This window comes from Streptomyces luteolifulvus (genome assembly GCF_008806595.1).
Taxonomy (GTDB): domain Bacteria; phylum Actinomycetota; class Actinomycetes; order Streptomycetales; family Streptomycetaceae; genus Streptomyces; species Streptomyces luteolifulvus.
The window spans coordinates 112,344-129,708 of the sequence record NZ_VZRB01000012.1 but is presented as its reverse complement, the minus strand read 5'-3'; the positions used below and the strand labels follow the sequence as shown (position 1 = coordinate 129,708).

The window sequence follows — 17,365 nt, the reverse complement described above, 5'->3', positions numbered from 1 at the left end:
GCGCGACTGCGTCCGGCGTCGGTTGCAGGGGCTGCCGGCTCAGCTCCGGTCCAGGAGCGAGGCGAGGGCCGCCCGCAGGGTCGTCCCGGGATCCGCCGACGCCCCTTCGGACCGCCACGCCACGAATCCGTCGGGGCGGACCAGGACCGCACCGTCCGCGGTGATCCCATGGACCTGCGCCCAGTCCGTCTCGCCCTCGGTGCACAGCTCGCAGTCGGCCCCGGCGCCGATCCGGTACGAGTCCAGCGGCACGGACAGCTGCTCCGCGATGCCCGCGGCCGCGGCATGCCACTCGCCGGCGCCGTCCCCGGAGCTCAGGAGCACCATGGACCGCTCGTACAGGTCGAGGGTGGAGAGACGGGCGCCGTCGCGCTGCAGCCACATGTGGGGCGCCCGGCTGCCCGGCTCGCCCGCCAGCCGCATGCCGTCGGGCACGACCGGGGCAGCCGGATCGCCGCCCAGGACGGCGCCCCGCGGATAGCGGTAGCCGAGCACCACATTGAGGATTCCGCCCTTCTTGCCGCCGGGACCGCCGGCGCCCGGGGCGGGGGTGTATCCGGGGTGGCTGTGCTCGACCGACCGCGACGAGGCGCGTGCGCTCGTCGCCTCCGCGACCGGGCGGCGCTCCGCGTCGTAGGACTCCAGCAGGCCGGGTCCGGCCCAGCCGCCCAGCACGGCGGCCAGCTTCCAGGCGAGGTTGTGCGCGTCCTGGATACCGGTGTTGGAGCCGAACGCCCCCGTGGGGGACATCTCGTGGGCCGAGTCGCCGGCGAGGAACACCCGGCCCTGCGCGTACCGTTCGGCGACCCTCTCGGCGGCGTGCCAGGCCGCTCTGCCCGTGATCTCCACATCGAGGTCCGGCACACCCACGGCCCGCCGGATGTGATCCGCGCAGCGCTCGTCGGTGAACTCCTCCAGCGTCTCACCGTGTTCGGGATGCCAGGGAGCGTGGAACACCCAGTGCTCCCGGTTGTCGACCGGCAGCAGTGCCCCGTCGGCGTCCGGGTTGGTCAGGTAGCAGACGATGAAGCGCCGGTCACCGACGACGTCGGCGAGGCCGCGGGAGGTGAAGGTGACGCTCACGTTGTGGAAGAGGTCGCCCGGGCCGCTCTGCCCGATGCCGAGCTGCTCACGGACGGGGCTGCGCGGACCGTCCGCCGCGACGAGGTAGTCCGCCCGGACGGTGGTGTGCTCGCCGGTGTCCCGGTTCTTGACACGAGCGGTCACTCCCTCGGCGTCCTGCTCGAACGACATCAGCTCGGTGGAGAACCGAAGATCGCCGCCCAGCTCGCGCGCGCACTCCAGCAGCACCGGTTCCAGATCGTTCTGACTGCACAGGCACCAGGTGCTCGGGCTGAAGCGGGCGAGCCCGCCGCCCGGGTCGATGTCCTTGAACAGCCACTCGCCCGCGTCGCCCACCAGCGTCGGCGTCTGCAGGATGCCGTGGTTGTCGGCCAGGACCGAGGCGGCCTCCTCGATGCGCCGCTGGGTCTCGGCCACCCGGAACAGCTCCATCGTGCGCACGTTGTTCCCGCGCCCGCGCGGGTGGATCGAGGTGTCGGAGTGCCGCTCGACCAGGATGTGCGGCACGCCGAGACGCCCCAGGAACAGGGAGGTGGACAGGCCCACCAGAGAGCCGCCGACGATGAGGACCGGCGTGTGATGACAGACCTCGTCGGCCTCTTTCAAGCGGTTCATTCATTGCCTCCAGCGTCACCTGCGAGGTGAGTCGGGGATGGGTCGCAGACTCCATGCCCCTTCGTGGCCGGGCGGGCGCGCCCAGGGCACCCGAATGGCGCGCGGTTCACTCGTCCGCCCTGCGGGGCTCGCGCTCCCCGGGGCTCCCGTCGACGATCAGCTCAAGACGACCCCGGCATTTCGGACACGGCGGTCGTTTCCGACCTCGTTATGGAGAAGGGGAGAGGTGTCGCATGACCATCTCGGGACGCATATCCCAGTCGGCGTTCGACGGAGCCAGGCTGCGGGTGATCCTGCTGCTGGACCTGTACGAAGGCGCCCAGCAGCAGTTCCTCGACGCGTACGAGCACATGCGCAACCAGGTTGCGTCCGTTCCCGGTCACATCAATGACCAGCTCTGCCAGTCGATCGAGAACCCCTCGCAGTGGCTCATCACCAGCGAGTGGGAGAGCGCCCCGCCCTTCCTGGCGTGGGTCAACAGCGAGGAGCACGTCGAAACCGTCCGGCCGATGCACAGCTGCGTCCGGGACACCCGCTCGATGCGCTACAGCATCCTCCGCGAGACCAGCCCCAGCCAGCCGATCACCTCGCAGCCGGCCACTGAGGACATGCAGGTGGCGGCCCGGGTGGGCGACGGTGTGGTCCGGCACGCCCTCACCTTCACCGTCAAGCCGGGCTCGGAGTCGAAGGTCGCGGAGATCCTGGCCGGGTACGAGTCACCCGAGGCCCAGGTCGACGAGCACACACGGCTGCGCCGCACCTCGCTCTTCATGCACGGCAACCGCGTGGTGCGGGCCGTGGAGGTCCAGGGTGACCTTCTGGTGGCGCTGCGTCATGTCGCCCGCCAGCCCGAGGTGCGGGCGGTCGAGGAGGCCATCAACCCGTACCTGGAGCAGGACCGCGACCTGAGCGACCCCGACTCCGCGCGGGTCTTCTTCACCCGGGCCGCGCTGCCCGCCGTACACCATGTGGTGTCGGACCGGCCGAGACCGGCCGATCTGCGGCGTCACGCGCTGTACTACCCGGCCAAGGAAGGCTGCGGGATGGACCTGGCGCGGCTGCTCGCGCATCAGGACGAGATCGCCGCGGACGACCCGGACAGCCCGGTGTACGGCAGCACCGTCTTCCAGCGGGACAACCTCGTGGTGCGCCTCATCGACATGGAGGGCGAACTCGACGCCGACCCCGCCGCCTCCCTCGGCCTCAAGGGCATGCAGCAGACCGCCGAGCTGGAGCGCCTCCTCGACGGTGCCGCGATCGGTGTCGAGGGCTCCCTGGAGACGGAACGCAACATCAACCGGCTCCTGTCGCACGCCGACATGATGCCCATCACCGACCGCAGCTCGGCGGAGTCCTGACGGACGGCCGAGGCGGTGTCCTCGGCGGCTTCCCCCGGACGTCACTGCCACACCCGGAGGTATCAACCATGATCAAGCAGCATCCACGCATCGTGGATCTGAACGAGACGGAACCCAATCGCAGGCGCGGGGGCGACCTGCGGGCCATGCTCACCCCCGCCACCGTCGGGTCCACCAGCGGCTTCATGGGCCTGGCCATCATCCAGCCCGGCGAGCGCATCGGCGAGCACTACCACCCGTACTCCGAAGAGTTCGTCTTCGTGGTCGCCGGCGCCCTCGAAGTGGATCTGGACGGCGACACGCATGCGCTCAAGCCCGATCAGGGTCTGTTGATCCCGATCAACATGCGGCACCGTTTCCGCAACGTCGGCGATGCGGAAGCCCGGATGGTCTTCCACCTGGGCCCGCTCGCCCCGCGTCCGAGTCTCGGCCACGTCGACACGGAGGGAACCGACGGCATCGCGCACGGCCCCGAGTTCGCCGTCGGCGGACCGGATCTGTCCGCGCCGGACCACGGACAGCCGTCCGAGCGAAGCGGGGCCATAAAGTGACCCGGCGGGTGGCTGTCACCGGTATAGGTGTGGTCGCTCCGGGCGGTACCGGGGCGGCGGCGTTCTGGGACCTCCTGGCGGGCGGCCGTACCGCGACCCGCGGCATCACCCTCTTCGATCCGGCGGGCCTGCGCTCACGCATAGCGGCCGAATGCGACTTCGACCCGCTCGCGCACGGCCTCGACCCGGAGCTTCGCGACCACGCGGACCGCTACATCCAGTTCGCCGCGGTGGCCGCCGAAGAGGCCGTAAGCGACTCCGGACTCGACACCGGCCAGGAGGACCCCTGGCGCATCGGCGTCTCCCTGGGCAGCGCCGTCGGCGGCACCACCCGCTTGGAACACGACTACGTCCTGGTCAGCGAGGGCGGGCAGCGGTGGGACGTCGACCACCGCGCGGCCGAACCGCAACTGCACCTGGCGTTCTCGCCGAGCACGCTCGCCTCGGTCGTCGCCGAGCAGTTCGGTGCCAAGGGCCCGGTGCAGACGGTCTCCACCGGCTGCACCTCCGGACTCGACGCGGTGGGCTACGCCTTCCACACCGTCGCCGAGGGCCGCGCCGACGTCTGCATGGCCGGGGCGTCGGACTCGCCGATCTCCCCGATCACCATGGCCTGCTTCGACGCCATCAAGGCGACGTCGCCCAACAACGACGACCCCGAGCACGCCTCCCGGCCCTTCGACGCCCACCGCAACGGCTTCGTCATGGGCGAGGGCGCGGCGGTGCTCGTCCTGGAGGAGTACGAGCACGCCCGGGCCCGCGGCGCGCACGTGTACTGCGAGATCGGCGGCTACGCCACCTACGGCAACGCCTACCACATGACCGGTCTGACCGGCGAGGGACTGGAGATGGCCCGGGCGATCGACACCACGCTCGACCAGGCCCGCCTCGACCCCACGCTGATCGACTACGTCAACGCGCACGGCTCGGGCACCCGGCAGAACGACCGGCACGAGACCGCCGCGGTCAAGCGGTCCCTGGGCGCCCACGCCTACGACACGCCCATGAGCTCCATCAAATCCATGGTGGGGCACTCCCTCGGCGCGATCGGCGCGATCGAAGTCGTCGCCTGCGTCCTGGCCATCACTCACCAGGTCGTGCCTCCGACGGCGAACTACGAGACCCCCGACCCCGAATGCGACCTGGACTACGTGCCGCGCACCGCACGTCCGCGGAAGCTCAGGAACGTGCTTTCCGTCGGCAGCGGTTTCGGCGGTTTCCAGTCCGCGGTGCTCCTGACCGGGCCGGGCGGGAGGACACGATGAGCACTCAGCGCCCCGGGCGCGCGGCCGTCACCGGGATCGGTGTGATCGCGCCCAACGCCACACGCGTCGACGCGTACTGGAAGTCCCTCAGGGAAGGCCTCGGCGTTCTGGACCGGATCACCCGTGAGGGATGCGACCACCTGCCGCTCCGGGTGGCGGGCGAGGTCCGGGACTTCGACGCCGCGGCCCTCATCGAGGAGCGCTTCCTCGTCCAGACCGACCGGTTCAGCCACTTCGCCATGGCCGCGGCCGCCCTCGCCCTCGACGACGCCGGACTCGGCAGCGGTGACCCCGCGGACCCGTACTCCATCGGCGTGGTCACCGCCGCCGGCTCCGGAGGCGGCGAGTTCGGACAGCGCGAACTGCAGAAACTGTGGGGACAGGGATCCAAGTTCGTCGGCCCGTACCAGTCCATCGCCTGGTTCTACGCCGCCAGCACCGGTCAGATCTCCATCCGCGGCGGCTTCAAGGGGCCCTGCGGAGTGGTCGCGAGCGACGAGGCGGGCGGCCTCGACGCCGTCGCGCACGCCGCCCGCGCCGTGGGGCGCGGCACCGGCGCGGTCGTCGTCGGCGCCGCCGAGGCACCCCTCGCCCCGTACTCGATGGTCTGCCAGCTCGGATATCCCGACCTGAGCACCGTCGAGGAGCCCGATCGCGCCTACCGCCCCTTCACCAGGGCAGCCTGCGGCTTCGTGCCCGCGGAGGGCGGCGCGATGCTCGTCGTGGAGGACGAGGCACAGGCCCGCGACCGTGGCACGGCCGTCCGGGCCGTGGTGGCCGGCCATGCCGCCACCTTCACCGGAGCCTCCCGGTGGGAGCAGTCCAGGGAGGGACTCGCCCGCGCGATCCGCGGAGCCCTGGACGAGGCCGGGTGCGCCCCCGAGGAGATCGACGTCGTGTTCGCCGACGCGCTCGGCGTCCCGGAGGCCGACCGCGCCGAGGCACTGGCCATCGCCGACGCCCTCGGGGCGCATGGCACCCGGGTCCCCGTCACAGCGCCCAAGACCGGTATCGGGCGTGCCTACTGCGGAGCGCCCCTGCTGGACATCGCGGCCGCGGTGCTCGCCATGGAACACGGGCAGGTGCCGCCCACCCCCAATGTGTTCGACATCTGCCACGACCTCGACCTCGTGATGTCTCGCGCTCGCCCCGCCGAGCTGCGCACGGCCCTGGTCCTCAGCAGAGGACTCATGGGCTCCAACGCGGCGCTCGTGCTGCGCCGCGGCGGGGACTGTGCCCGGTAGGACCGGGCGGGAAGGAGAACACCCCATGATCACCACCGAAGTGACCCTCGACGAACTGGCCACCCTGATGAAGAAGGCGGCCGGGATCACCGTCGACCCCAAGGAACTCAAGCAGGCGGCGGACACCCCCTTCGCCTCCTTCGGCCTCGACTCGCTCGGCCTGCTCGGCATCGTCGGCGAGCTGGAGAACCGCTACAGCCGGCCGCTGCCCCCCGACGCGGAGCGCTGCAAGACCCCCCGGGAATTCCTCGACCTCGTCAACAACACCCTCAAGGCTGGAGCCTGAAGTGGCAGGACACACCGAGAACAGCATCACCATCGACGCCCCTCTCGACCTCGTCTGGGACATGACCAACGACATCGAGAGCTGGCCGCAGCTCTTCAGCGAGTACGCGTCCGTCGAAGTGCTCTCCCGCGAGGGCGACTCGACGACCTTCCGCCTGACCATGCACCCCGACGAGAACGGGAAGGTCTGGAGCTGGGTCTCGGAGCGGACCGTGGACCGCGACAAGCTCACCGTCCGGGCCCGCCGTGTGGAGACCGGCCCGTTCGCTCACATGAACATCCTGTGGGAGTACACGGAGATGCCGGGCGGCATCCACATGCGCTGGGTGCAGGACTTCGCGATGAAGCCCGACGCCCCCGTCGACGACGAGTGGATGACGGACAACATCAACCGCAACTCCCTTACGCAGATGGCCCTCATCCGGGACAAGGTCGAGCAGGCGGCCCGTGACCACAAGGACGCGGCCGTCATGCCCCGCTGACGGACGCTCAGGAAGGACCCCCGATGCACCACGCCCTGATCGTCGCCCGTATGGCGCCCGGTTCGGCGCCGGCGATCGCCGATGTGTTCACCGAGTCCGACCGGGGTGAACTCCCGCACCTGGTCGGGGTGCGGCGGCGCAGCCTCTTCCAGTTCGGCGACGTCTATCTGCACCTCATCGAAGCCGACCAGGACCCGGGACCCGCCATCGCGAAGGTGGCGGGCCACCCCGAGTTCCGCAGCGTCAGCGAGAAGCTGTCGGCCTTCGTCAGCGCCTACGACCCCGAGACCTGGCGCAGCCCCAAGGACGCCATGGCGCACTGCTTCTACCGCTGGGAGCGGGACGCCGCCTCCTGAGCGCCCGCTCGGAGAAACCCGAGGCCGCCGGCTCCGCGTCAGACGCGGAGCCGGCGGCCTCGGGTTTCTCCCGATCAGCGGGGAACGGTGCACTCGAAGGCGTGGAGATACGGGTTGACCGGGCGGATCTCGCCGATGACCAGCCCCGCGTCCGTGAGCCGGTCGACCATGCTCTGCCGGGTGTGCTTCGCGCCGCCCACATTGAGGAGCAGCAACAGGTCCATGGCGGTCGTGAACCTCATCGACGGGGTGTCGTCCACCAGGTTCTCGATGACCACGACACGGGCACCGGGCCGGGCCGCCTTGCGGACGTTCGCCAGTGCCCTGCGGGTGCTGTCGTCGTCCCACTCCAGGATGTTCTTGATGATGTACATGTCCGCCTGGACGGGGATGTCCTCGCGGCAGTCCCGGGCCACGATGCTCACCCGGTCGGCCAGCGCGCCGCCCTCGCGCAGACGCGGATCGGCGTTCTCCACCACACCCGGCAGATCGAGCAGCGTGCCGTGCATCCCGGGGTGCTTCTCCAGCAGGCTGGCCACGACCTGCCCCTGGCCGCCCCCGATGTCGGCGACCGAGGACACCCCGCTCAGATCGAGCAGGTTCGCGACGTCCCGCGCCGACTGCTCGCTGGACGTCGTCATGGCCCGGTTGAACACATGCGCGGACTCGGGAGCCTCTTCGTTGAGGTACTCGAAGAACTCTTTGCCGTACACGTCCTCGAAGACGTTCCGGCCGGAGCGGACCGCCTCGTCGAGCTTCGGCCAGACGTCCCACGTCCATGGCTCGGTACACCACAGGGCGATGTACCGCAGGCTGTGCGGGTCGTCCTCGCGCAGCAGCCGGGACATCTCCGTGTGCGCGAAGGTTCCGTCGGGGCGCTCCACGAAGATCCCCTGGCAGGCCAGCGCGCGCAGCAGCCGCCGCAGGGTCTTCGGCTGGGACTTCACCGCCGAGGCCAGGTCCTCCACCGTCATGGGCGTGTCTTCCAGGGCGTCGGCGACACCCAGGCGGGCGGCCGCGCGAACGGCGGCGGCGCAGGCCGCCCCGAAAACGAGCTCCCTCAGCCGCATGGGCGGCGGAGGGGCCGGATCAACGGTTGTCATTGATTGCCTCGCTTTGCTGGCGTGCTGTTCTTGGGGGGAGTGCGGTGTGGACCGGTCAGCACAGTCCCGCGGGTTCGGAGACCGCGCAGGTGTTGCCCCGGAAGGTGTTGTCCCTGCCGGCCGTGTCCCGGTTGGCCAGATCGGCCGTGCCGTTGCGCAGGACGACGTTGTCGCGGATGTCGTTGCTCTCGTTGAGGGCACCCACGAAGCTCTTGAACAGCACGATGCCGCCCGAGAGCGGGGATGCGCCCACGTTGTCCTGGACCAGGTTCTTCGTCACCACGGACTTCTCGACGCCGGTGAGGACGATGCCCGAACCCTGCAGGAAGGGCAGCCGTGGCGTCTTCGCACAGTACTTGTTGTTGGCGTGGATGTAGTTGTGGCGCACGCTCAGCGCACCCGCGCGCGGGGTGGTCTCGTCGCCCACGAGGAAGACGGCCGAGCAGTTGCCGGTCGCCTCGTTGTGGTCGACGGACACGTTCCGCAGCCGCCGGACCGTGACGCCGACCCGGTTGCCGGCGAGAAGGTTGTGGTGGACCGCCGTGCCCTTGGTGTCCAGGGCCCCGGCCTCCTCGTCGATGGTGTTGGACACGAACAGCCCGGCATCGCCGTTGTCCCGGGCGACGTTGTGGCTGAGCGCGCTGCGCAGGGACCGCTCCAGCGCGATGCCCCACTGACCGTTCTTCTCGGAGGTCACCCCCCGGACCGCAAGCCGGTCGGTCCGTGACGCCCACAGTCCGTTCTTGGCGAAGCCCCTGAGGGTCAGCGCGCGGACGGTGACGCCGGTGACGGAGCTGTCGGCGGTCCCTGTCACACAGATCCCGTGGCCGGCTGTGGCACACGTGCTGTCGGAGGCGGCGCCGGGCACGAGGACGGTCCCGGGACCGGAGCCCCGCAGCGTCACGTCCGACGTGGTGATGCGGACACTTTCACGGTAGGTGCCGGGGGACAGGACGACGGTGTCCCCCGGTCGGGCCGCGTTCACGGCCTCCTGGATGGATTCGCCGGGGGTCACACGGTGCACGATGGTCAGGTCCGCCGACGGGGCTGCTCCCAGCCCCGTCGCCAGGAGACCAGCGGCGCAGGCGAGGTAGATCATCTGTCGTTTGGTCATATGGCGAAGCTATGAGCGGGTGTTCCCGCTCGCCACCGCTGATCACCCAGGCGGGCAGACCCCGAATGTGCGTATCGGGCGCGTGTTCGGGGCTCTGAACCAGGGCACATTCCAGTGTCGGCAGGATCTTCGCATCCCAGCGGGATCCCCCGGATCCAGGAAGGGGCCGCCCGTGAACAGCGAGCCAGCGGCGACTTCGGCAGGCGGGCTGCCCTCCTCGGCAGCCGTCGTGATCGTCGGCGGCGGGGTGATGGGAACCAGCGCCGCCTACCACCTGGCACGCGCCGGGGTCACCGACGTCGTACTCGTCGAGCGCGACGAACTCGCCTCCGGCTCCACCAGCCGGGCGGCGGGCGGGGTGCGGGCGCAGTTCTCCGACGAGCTGAACATCCTGCTCGGCGCCCGCAGTCTGGAGGCCTTCGCCCGCTTCGGCACCGAGCCCGGACACGAGATCGACCTGCGCCGCGTCGGCTATCTGTTCCTGCTCTCCGAACCCGAGGACGTGACCTCCTTCGAACGGAGTGTCGCCCTGCAGAACCGGCTCGGCGTCCCCAGCCGCATGATCGACCCGGCGGAGGCGAAGCGGCTGTCCCCGCTGATCGAGACGGACGGGCTGCTCGCCGCGGCGTTCTCCCCGCAGGACGGTCACTGCACACCCGAGGCCGTGGTCCACGGCTACGCCGTAGGGGCCCGCCGGCACGGCGCGCGGATCGTCCGGAACTGCGAGGTCATCGGCATCGACACCGCCGGTGACGAGATCAGCGCCGTGGTCACCACGCGGGGGCGGATCGCCACATCCACGGTGATCTGCGCCGCCGGTGCCTGGTCCGCACAACTCGGCGCCATGGTGGGCATCGATCTGCCGGTGGAGCCGCTGCGCCGGCAGATCGCCTTCACCGAGCCGGTCGCGGACCTCCCGCCGGACCTGCCGATGACCATCGACTTCTCGACGACCTTCTACTTCCACGGCGAGGGGCAGGGCCTGCTCCTCGGGATGTCCGACCCCGAGGAGACACCCGGCTACGAGCTGAGCGTCTCCGACGCGTGGCTGCCGCGGCTGACCCGGGCCATGGAAATGCGCGCCCCGGCCGTCCTCGACATGGGGATGAGCAGCGCATGGGCCGGCCTCTACGAGATCACACCCGACCACAACGCCCTCATCGGCGAGTCCCCGCAGCTCTCCAGATTCCTGTACGCCACCGGCTTCTCCGGCCACGGATTCCTCCAGGGCCCGGCGGTGGGGGAGGTGCTGCGCGACCTGTACCTCGGCAGGAAACCGTTCGTCGACGTCACACCCCTCGCGGCGGACCGCTTCGCGGGCGACGCCGCCCGGCCGGAGATCAACTGCGTGTGACAGCCGCTGGGCGCCGACCGGGCAACGCGCACGATCAGAAGAAGCCCAGCTTCTTCGGCGAATACGACACCAGCAGGTTCTTCGTCTGCTGGTAGTGCTCCAGCATCATCTTGTGCGTCTCCCGGCCGATCCCGGACTGCTTGTAGCCGCCGAACGCCGCGTGCGCCGGGTAGGCGTGGTAGCAGTTCGTCCACACCCGGCCCGCCTGGATCGTGCGGCCGGCGCGGTACGCGGTGTTGATGTCCCGCGTCCACACGCCCGCCCCGAGGCCGTACAGGGTGTCGTTGGCCATCTTCATGGCGTCGTCGAAGTCGTCGAACGACGTCACCGAGACCACCGGTCCGAAGATCTCCTCCTGGAAGATCCGCATACGGTTGTCGCCCTCGAAGATGGTCGGCTGCACGTAGTAGCCGCCCTTCAACTCACCCTCGTGCTCGATACGTTCGCCGCCCGTGAGGACCCGCGCGCCCTCCTGCCGGCCGATGTCCAGGTAGGAGAGGATCTTCTCCAGCTGGTCGTTGGAGGCCTGGGCGCCGATCATCGTGTCGGTGTCGAGGGGATGGCCCGGCTTGATCAGCTCGGTGCGGGCGACGGCCGCCTCGATGAACTCGGTGTAGTGGCCGCGCTGGACCAGCGCCCGCGACGGACAGGTGCACACCTCGCCCTGGTTGAGGGCGAACATGGTGAAGCCCTCCAGCGCCTTGTCACGGAAGTCGTCGTCCTTCGCCCACACGTCGTCGAAGAAGATGTTCGGTGACTTGCCGCCGAGCTCCAGCGTGACCGGCTTGATGTTCTCCGAGGCGTACTGCATGATCAGCCGCCCCGTCGTGGTCTCGCCGGTGAACGCGACCTTCGCCACCCGCGGGCTGGATGCGAGCGGCTTGCCGGCCTCCACGCCGAACCCGTTGACGATGTTCACCACACCGGGCGGGAGCAGGTCCGCGATCAGGCTCATCCAGTAGTGGATGGAGGCCGGGGTCTGCTCGGCGGGCTTGATGACGACCGCGTTGCCCGCGGCGAGCGCGGGTGCGAGCTTCCAGGTCGCCATGAGGAGGGGGAAGTTCCACGGGATGATCTGTGCGACCACGCCGAGCGGCTCGTGGAAGTGGTACGCCACCGTGTCGTCGTCGACCTCGCCGAGCGAACCCTCCTGGGCGCGGATCACCCCCGCGAAGTAGCGGAAGTGGTCGATGGCGAGCGGAATGTCGGCCGCCAGCGTCTCCCGCACCGGCTTGCCGTTCTCCCAGCTCTCGGCCACCGCCAGCGGTTCGAGGTACGCCTCCATACGGTCGGCGATCTTGAGCAGGATGTCGGAACGCTCGGTCACCGAGGTGCGGCCCCACCCCGGTGCGGCCGCGTGGGCCGCGTCCAGGGCCCGCTCCACGTCCTCCGCGGTGCCGCGCGCGACCTCGGTGAACGGCTGCCCGGTCACCGGGGACGGGTTCTCGAAGTACTGCCCGCGCGCCGGAGGCACGTACTCGCCGCCGATGAAGTGGTCGTAGCGCGCCTGGTAGGAGACGATCGCGCCCTCGGTGCCGGGCGCCGCGTAACGGGTCATGCTGATGGGCCTCCTTCACAAGCGCCGCCCACCGTTGGGCAGCTCTCGACGCGAGGCTAGGGAAGAGGAGGTTGCAGATACGTTGCGCGCAGCCGACGGGTGCCCGGCGCGGTCAGCGGCTCGTGGAACGCGGCCACGCCGCCGGTGGTACCGGCGCCGCCAGTTCCGCCTCCAGCGCGGCGAGCCGGGACCGGACCGCCGCCGTCGGCCGTATCGCGGCGAGTGCCCGCCATACGTCGAGGTCGTCCTCGCCCCACACCGCGTGCGCCCAGTCCGCCAGCAGGTCGGGATCGCGGCGGGCGATCAGCGCCGTACGCAGGCCGTCGGCCAGACGTCTCCTGAGCCGCACCACCGCCGGGGCCCGGGAGGCGGGCAGCAGCGGGCCCGGGTAGGCGGTGGCCGCGGCCGTCACCGCACCGGTCTCCAGCCGCCGTTCGAGCACATCGACGTCGGTGTCGACCGGCGCCGTGAGCCGATAGGGCCGCGAGGCCAGCAGGCCGGGGCTGAGGATCCTGCGCAGCCGCGCCAGTTCGGCCCGCAGCGTCACCGGCGTCACCGACTCGTCCTCGTACAGCGCGCACAGCAGCTCGTCGCCGGTCAGACCCTCCGGGTGGCGGGTCAGCAGCACCAGGATCTCGCTGTGCCGGCGGCTGAGCCTGAGGGAGCGGCCGCCGGCCCGGAACAGGGCCTCGTCGCGCCCCAGCGCGATCAGCTCGGGCGTGTCGGCCGTGTGCCTCTCCGGTGCGAGCAGCGCCAGCTGGGACTCGGCGGCCCGCGCCACGGCCTGCACGAAACCCAGGCTGTGCGGATGCGCGAGCCCGTCCCCGCCGGTGAGGTCCACCGCACCGAGCACCCGGCCGGTGTGCGGATCGTGCACGGGGGCGGCCGTGCACGTCCAGGGCTGTACTCGCCGTATGAAGTGCTCGGCCGCGAACACCTGCACCGGCCGGCCGACGGCGACGGCCGTGCCCGGCGCGTTCGTGCCCACCGCTGTCTCGGCCCACCGCGCTCCCGGTACGAAGTTCATCCGCCCCGCTCGTTGCCGGGTCGTCGCATGGCCCTCGACCCACAGCAGCCTCGCGTGCTCGTCGCACACCGCCAGGAGGTGCTCGCCGTCGGCGGCGAACGTGCCCATGAGTTCGCGGAAGAGCGGCATCACCCGGGCGAGCGGGTGCTCGGCACGGTATGCGCCGAGGTCGCCGTCGGAGAGCTCGACGCTCGCGGTGCCGTCGGGGCCGACGCCGGCCCGCGCGGAACGCCGCCAGGAGTCGGCCACCACCGCGCGGACCGGCTGCGGCACGGCACCCACCGCGGTGAACGTCTCGTGTGCGCGGCGCAGTATCCGGACCCGCTCGGCGGGGTCGGCCCCCGGCTCGAGGGCCACCCATGGATCGGTCAATTCGACCTCCCGAAAGGTGAAGCGGCAAGGGATATCGTCACTCCGGGTGTGGGTGTGGACAACCCTTCGCTCACACGAAGTTGACAAGCCTCAGGTAGCGCACCCAGTCCCAGTCCGGTCCGGGGTCGGTGTGATCCGTCCCCGGTACCTCGTGGTGTCCGATGATGTGCGCCCGGTCCATGGGGATGCCGTATCTCGCGCAGACCGAGGCCGTGAGCCCGGCCGACCGCTCGTACAGCGCGTCGGTGAAGCAGTCGGGCCGGTCCACCCACCCCTCGTGCTCGATGCCGATACTGCGTGTGTTGCAGTCCCAGTTCCCGGCGTGCCAGGCGATGTCGGCCTCGCGGACGCACTGTGCCACGTGTCCGTCGGCCGAGCGGACGACGTAGTGCGCCGACACGTTCTTCTGCGGGTTCTGGAAGATGGACAGCGTGGTGGCGTACGTCTCCTGGGTGACGTGGATGATCACGCGGTCGACGGGATGGGACACGGGGCGGCTGGACGCCGTGTAGTTGGCCGTGCTCGCCGGCGCCCACTCGGCCGCCGGACAGTCGACGGTCCGGGTCCCGGCGGCTGCGGCCCGTGTCCCGGGGAGCAGAGCGAACGGGACTGCGGTAAGGGCGGCGCCTTGGAGGAGCCGTCGCCTGGTGAGGTGCGGTCGTGCGCGTTCCATGAACGATTGCCTCTCTGACGGTGGGGGGACCTGCCCAACGGCGACACGACGGTCGTGGTTGCGAGCTGGTGGCGATCACCGTACGACGCCTGAGAGTTGAGCAGGGGAACGCGACCTGTTCCGGTGGACGGCTGAGCCTTTGTGGAAAACTCGCTCACCCGATCGGGCGAACTCGCACGCCCGATCAGGCGTGCAGGAGGCCGGGCTCCGCCTCAGACCCGTTCCGCCACCGACGCCGGATCGTCCAGAACCCCCCGCACAACCGAGTGCGCCGCACCCAGCAATGGGCCCTCGGGACCCAGCCGTGACACGGTCACCGGACAGGCCGGGCCCGCCGTGCGCCGGGCCAACTCGGCCTGCAGGGACGGCAGCAGCCAGGGCGAGAGCCCGGACAGCGCACCGCCGAGCACGACGCTCTCGGGGTCCAGCAGATTGACCGCCCCGGTCAGGGCGATGCCCAGCGCCTCTCCCGCGTCGCGCAGCGCCCCTCGTACGTCTTCGTCGCCGTCCTCGGCACGCCCCGCCAGCAGCCCGACACGGTCCTCGCCCGGCTCCAGACCGGCCGCGCGCAACACCGCCTCCTCACCGGCGTACTGCTCCAGACACCCGCGGCCGCCGCACGGGCACTCGGGCCCGTCCGGGCGGACCGGCACATGCCCCAGCTCGCCCGCGAACCCGCGCGTTCCGCGCAGCAGCCGTCCGTCCACGACGACCGCCGCGCCGATGCCGATCTCCGCCGACACATGCAGGAAGTCGCGCGGAGTGTCCTCGCCGAGCCAGAGTTCGGCCAGCGCGCCGAAATTGGCCTCGTTGTCCACGGTCAGCGGGATACCGACGGGGAGCAGGCCGCCCAGGTCGGTGTCGTGCCAGTCGAGGTTCGGGGCGCGTACGACCGTCCGGGCATCGCGGGCCACCAGGCCGGGTACGGCCACGGCGAGCCCCGCGGGCCACAGACCCTGGCCCTGCGCCTCGGCGACGACCCGGCGCACCAGCCCGGTCAGCTCCTCGATCACCGGCGCGGGGGAGCGGCCGCGGTTCGCTCCGTGGCGCACCGCCCTGGCCCGCACCTCACCCCGCAGGTCGACCGCGCAGACCGCGAGGTGATCGACGCCGACCTCGGCACCGATCCCCGCGGGACCGTGTCCGCTGACGGCGAGCGCCGACCCGGGCCTGCCCACCCGGCCGGGCCGCTCGGGTCCCAGCTCCTGCAGCAGACCCGAGCGGACGAGCTCGTCGACCAGGGTCGACACCGCAGCCCGGGTGAGCCCTATGCGCGAGGCGACGGCGGCTCGCGAGAGCGGGCCCTCGGCGCTGACGGTGTGCATCACCCGGGCGAGGTTGCGACGGCGCATGCCCTGCTGGGTGTCGGGCAGCGCGCGGCCCGAACCGGCCGGGTGCGCCTGGTGCAGCGGTGCCGTCATGCCTGGGTCAGTCCTCGGTCGGGGGTCGGTCAGCGCGGGTCCGTCCCGCGCTCCAGCAGCGGGGCCGCGTCGGAGAGTACTCCGGAGATCCTGGCCAGCGTCGCCTCGTCCCGCTCCACCGCGTCGAGCACGGGTCCCGCGGCCGTGTGCCAGCGCCGGGCGACCGCCGCCGGATCCTCACCGGTCAGCAGACCGGCCGCCTGCGCCGCGGCCCCGAGCGCGACCAGTTCCCTGGCCTCGGGTACCTGGACGGGCCGCCCGGACAGCCGGCGCACGGTCTGCTGCCAGGCCGTGCCCCGGGCTCCGCCGCCGATCAGCAGCAGCGGGGTCGACCGGTCCGCGTCCGCGTCCAGGACCAGGTCGAGCGCGCCCAGCAGGGAGTGGACGGCACCGTCGTAGGCGGCCTGGAGGAGCTGTCCGCCGGTCGTGTCGTGGCGCAGCCCGTGGAGCAGTCCACAGGCGCCGGGCAGGGCGGGGGTGCGTTCGCCGTCGAGGTAGGGCAGGAGGGTGACCTCCGTGGTGGGTTCCACCGCCTCGCGGTCGAGACCCAGCAGGGCGGCGACGCGGTCGACGGCGAGCGTGCAGTTCAGGGTGCAGGCCAGCGGCAGCCAGTCGCCGCGGGCGTCGGCGAAGCCCGCGACGGTGCCCGTCGGGTCGGCGGGGCGCTGCTTCGAGACGGCGTACACCGTGCCCGAGGTGCCGAGGCTCAGCACGGGGGTGCCGGGGCGCAGACCGAGTCCCAGCGCGGCGGCCGCGTTGTCACCGGTGCCGGCTCCGACCAGGGTTCCCCTGGAGAACGGCAGGTCGTGGCTGTCTCGCACGGTGCCGACCACCTCACCGGGGCGGACCACACGGGGCAGCAGCGCGGGATCGAGCCCCACGCGCGCGAGGACCTCGTCGTCGTACGACTCGGTCGCCGACGCCCACCAGCCGGTGCCCGAGACATCGCCGCGGTCGGTCGTGCCCAGACCGGTGAGGCGCTCGGTGAGGTAGTCGTGGGGGAGGCGTACGGCCTTGGTGGCGCGGATCGCCTCCGGTTCGTTCTCGGCCAGCCAGGCCCACTTCGTGACCGTGAAGGAGGGGCCCGGCACGCTCCCGGTGCGCTCCGCCCAGGCCTTCGGGCCGCCCAGCTCCTCGACCAGCCGGCGGGCCTGCGGTGCCGAGCGCACGTCGTTCCACAGCAGGGCCGGCCGCACCGGTTCTCCCCGGGCGTCCAGGGTGACGAGCCCGTGCTGCTGGCCGCCGACGGACACGGACGCGGCCTCGTGGGCTGCGTCGCCGCACTGGCGCAGCGCCTCACACAGGGCGTCCCACCACTGGCGCGGGTCGCTCTCCCGGCCGGCCCCGGAGGAGACGGTGTGCGGCGCCTGGCCGCTCGCGACGACCCGTCCGGTGGACGCGTCGACGACCAGCGCCTTCGTGGACTGGGTGGAGGTGTCCACGCCGACGACGAGCGGACCCTCGGCTGCTGACATCGGGCTCTCCCTCTTTCTCTTCAGGGACA

General features: G+C 71.3%; 16 protein-coding genes. 8 read left to right on the top strand and 8 right to left on the bottom strand.

Annotation, left to right across the window (positions count from 1 at the left end):
- Positions 1 to 39: 39 nt before the first annotated feature.
- A complete protein-coding gene (locus F7R91_RS19250) occupies positions 40 to 1,698 on the bottom strand; it encodes an FAD-dependent oxidoreductase (RefSeq protein ID WP_150950294.1) in 1,659 nt (552 codons plus the stop codon).
- A 233-nt stretch (positions 1,699 to 1,931) separates the two neighbouring features.
- Here F7R91_RS19250 and F7R91_RS19245 point away from each other — a divergent pair, with 233 nt between their 5' ends.
- The 7 genes from F7R91_RS19245 (at position 1,932) to F7R91_RS19215 (ending at position 7,239) form a co-directional block, all read left to right on the top strand.
- Positions 1,932 to 3,056, top strand: coding sequence for a SchA/CurD-like domain-containing protein (locus tag F7R91_RS19245; protein WP_150950293.1), 1,125 nt, complete (start codon positions 1,932 to 1,934; stop codon positions 3,054 to 3,056).
- A gap of 68 nt (positions 3,057 to 3,124) precedes the next feature.
- Positions 3,125 to 3,607 carry a cupin domain-containing protein gene (locus tag F7R91_RS19240; RefSeq protein ID WP_150950292.1) on the top strand — a complete coding sequence of 161 codons (483 nt, stop codon included), beginning with the start codon at positions 3,125 to 3,127 and terminating at the stop codon, positions 3,605 to 3,607.
- Positions 3,604 to 4,872: a beta-ketoacyl-[acyl-carrier-protein] synthase family protein gene (locus tag F7R91_RS19235; protein ID WP_150950291.1), complete on the top strand. Its 1,269-nt coding sequence runs from the start codon at positions 3,604 to 3,606 to the stop codon at positions 4,870 to 4,872. The genes F7R91_RS19240 and F7R91_RS19235 overlap by 4 nt, the downstream gene beginning before the upstream one ends.
- Positions 4,869 to 6,116: a ketosynthase chain-length factor gene (locus F7R91_RS19230; protein WP_150950290.1), complete on the top strand. Its 1,248-nt coding sequence runs from the start codon at positions 4,869 to 4,871 to the stop codon at positions 6,114 to 6,116. Before F7R91_RS19235 ends, F7R91_RS19230 begins: the two co-directional genes overlap by 4 nt.
- A gap of 25 nt (positions 6,117 to 6,141) precedes the next feature.
- Entirely contained in the window at positions 6,142 to 6,402 is a 261-nt protein-coding gene (locus F7R91_RS19225; protein WP_150950289.1) for an acyl carrier protein, read from the top strand.
- A 1-nt stretch (position 6,403) separates the two neighbouring features.
- Positions 6,404 to 6,883: an SRPBCC family protein gene (locus F7R91_RS19220; protein ID WP_150950288.1), complete on the top strand. Its 480-nt coding sequence runs from the start codon at positions 6,404 to 6,406 to the stop codon at positions 6,881 to 6,883.
- 23 nt (positions 6,884 to 6,906) lie between these two features.
- Positions 6,907 to 7,239: a TcmI family type II polyketide cyclase gene (locus F7R91_RS19215; protein WP_150950287.1), complete on the top strand. Its 333-nt coding sequence runs from the start codon at positions 6,907 to 6,909 to the stop codon at positions 7,237 to 7,239.
- Between the two features lie 74 nt (positions 7,240 to 7,313).
- Here the strand turns inward: F7R91_RS19215 and F7R91_RS19210 are convergent, their stop codons facing one another.
- Together F7R91_RS19210 and F7R91_RS19205 are read right to left on the bottom strand one after the other, a co-directional pair.
- On the bottom strand, positions 7,314 to 8,342 hold the full coding sequence (locus F7R91_RS19210; protein ID WP_150950286.1) for a methyltransferase: 1,029 nt from the start codon (positions 8,340 to 8,342) through the stop codon (positions 7,314 to 7,316).
- A gap of 55 nt (positions 8,343 to 8,397) precedes the next feature.
- Positions 8,398 to 9,456, bottom strand: a complete 1,059-nt coding sequence (locus tag F7R91_RS19205) for a right-handed parallel beta-helix repeat-containing protein (protein WP_150950285.1) — start codon at positions 9,454 to 9,456, stop codon at positions 8,398 to 8,400.
- A 208-nt stretch (positions 9,457 to 9,664) separates the two neighbouring features.
- Here F7R91_RS19205 and F7R91_RS19200 point away from each other — a divergent pair, with 208 nt between their 5' ends.
- Entirely contained in the window at positions 9,665 to 10,810 is a 1,146-nt protein-coding gene (locus tag F7R91_RS19200) for an NAD(P)/FAD-dependent oxidoreductase (RefSeq protein ID WP_150950400.1), read from the top strand.
- A 34-nt stretch (positions 10,811 to 10,844) separates the two neighbouring features.
- Here the strand turns inward: F7R91_RS19200 and adh are convergent, their stop codons facing one another.
- The 5 genes from adh to xylB all read right to left on the bottom strand — a co-directional run bounded on the left by adh (position 10,845) and on the right by xylB (position 17,336).
- Entirely contained in the window at positions 10,845 to 12,368 is a 1,524-nt protein-coding gene (adh, locus tag F7R91_RS19195; RefSeq protein WP_150950284.1) for an aldehyde dehydrogenase, read from the bottom strand.
- 112 nt (positions 12,369 to 12,480) lie between these two features.
- Positions 12,481 to 13,767 (bottom strand): GAF domain-containing protein, encoded by a 1,287-nt coding sequence (locus F7R91_RS19190; RefSeq protein WP_150950283.1) that lies wholly within the window; start codon positions 13,765 to 13,767, stop codon positions 12,481 to 12,483.
- A 70-nt stretch (positions 13,768 to 13,837) separates the two neighbouring features.
- Positions 13,838 to 14,440 (bottom strand): N-acetylmuramoyl-L-alanine amidase, encoded by a 603-nt coding sequence (locus F7R91_RS19185; RefSeq protein ID WP_150950282.1) that lies wholly within the window; start codon positions 14,438 to 14,440, stop codon positions 13,838 to 13,840.
- A gap of 212 nt (positions 14,441 to 14,652) precedes the next feature.
- Positions 14,653 to 15,861, bottom strand: a complete 1,209-nt coding sequence (locus F7R91_RS19180) for an ROK family transcriptional regulator (RefSeq protein WP_150950281.1) — start codon at positions 15,859 to 15,861, stop codon at positions 14,653 to 14,655.
- Between the two features lie 29 nt (positions 15,862 to 15,890).
- On the bottom strand, positions 15,891 to 17,336 hold the full coding sequence (xylB, locus tag F7R91_RS19175) for a xylulokinase (RefSeq protein WP_150950280.1): 1,446 nt from the start codon (positions 17,334 to 17,336) through the stop codon (positions 15,891 to 15,893).
- Positions 17,337 to 17,365: the final 29 nt, after the last annotated feature.

Excerpts from the sequence above, each read along its gene's own strand:
- F7R91_RS19205 (WP_150950285.1), bottom strand. The coding sequence starts at position 9,456 with ATGACCAAACGACAGATGATCTACCTCGCCTGCGCCGCTGGTCTCCTG.
- F7R91_RS19185 (WP_150950282.1), bottom strand. The coding sequence starts at position 14,440 with ATGGAACGCGCACGACCGCACCTCACCAGGCGACGGCTCCTCCAAGGC.
- F7R91_RS19225 (WP_150950289.1), top strand. The coding sequence starts at position 6,142 with ATGATCACCACCGAAGTGACCCTCGACGAACTGGCCACCCTGATGAAG.
- F7R91_RS19245 (WP_150950293.1), top strand. The coding sequence starts at position 1,932 with ATGACCATCTCGGGACGCATATCCCAGTCGGCGTTCGACGGAGCCAGG.
- F7R91_RS19215 (WP_150950287.1), top strand. The coding sequence starts at position 6,907 with ATGCACCACGCCCTGATCGTCGCCCGTATGGCGCCCGGTTCGGCGCCG.
- F7R91_RS19230 (WP_150950290.1), top strand. The coding sequence starts at position 4,869 with ATGAGCACTCAGCGCCCCGGGCGCGCGGCCGTCACCGGGATCGGTGTG.
- F7R91_RS19210 (WP_150950286.1), bottom strand. The coding sequence starts at position 8,342 with ATGACAACCGTTGATCCGGCCCCTCCGCCGCCCATGCGGCTGAGGGAG.
- F7R91_RS19250 (WP_150950294.1), bottom strand. The coding sequence starts at position 1,698 with ATGAACCGCTTGAAAGAGGCCGACGAGGTCTGTCATCACACGCCGGTC.
- xylB (WP_150950280.1), bottom strand. The coding sequence starts at position 17,336 with ATGTCAGCAGCCGAGGGTCCGCTCGTCGTCGGCGTGGACACCTCCACC.
- adh (WP_150950284.1), bottom strand. The coding sequence starts at position 12,368 with ATGACCCGTTACGCGGCGCCCGGCACCGAGGGCGCGATCGTCTCCTAC.
- F7R91_RS19180 (WP_150950281.1), bottom strand. The coding sequence starts at position 15,861 with ATGACGGCACCGCTGCACCAGGCGCACCCGGCCGGTTCGGGCCGCGCG.
- F7R91_RS19240 (WP_150950292.1), top strand. The coding sequence starts at position 3,125 with ATGATCAAGCAGCATCCACGCATCGTGGATCTGAACGAGACGGAACCC.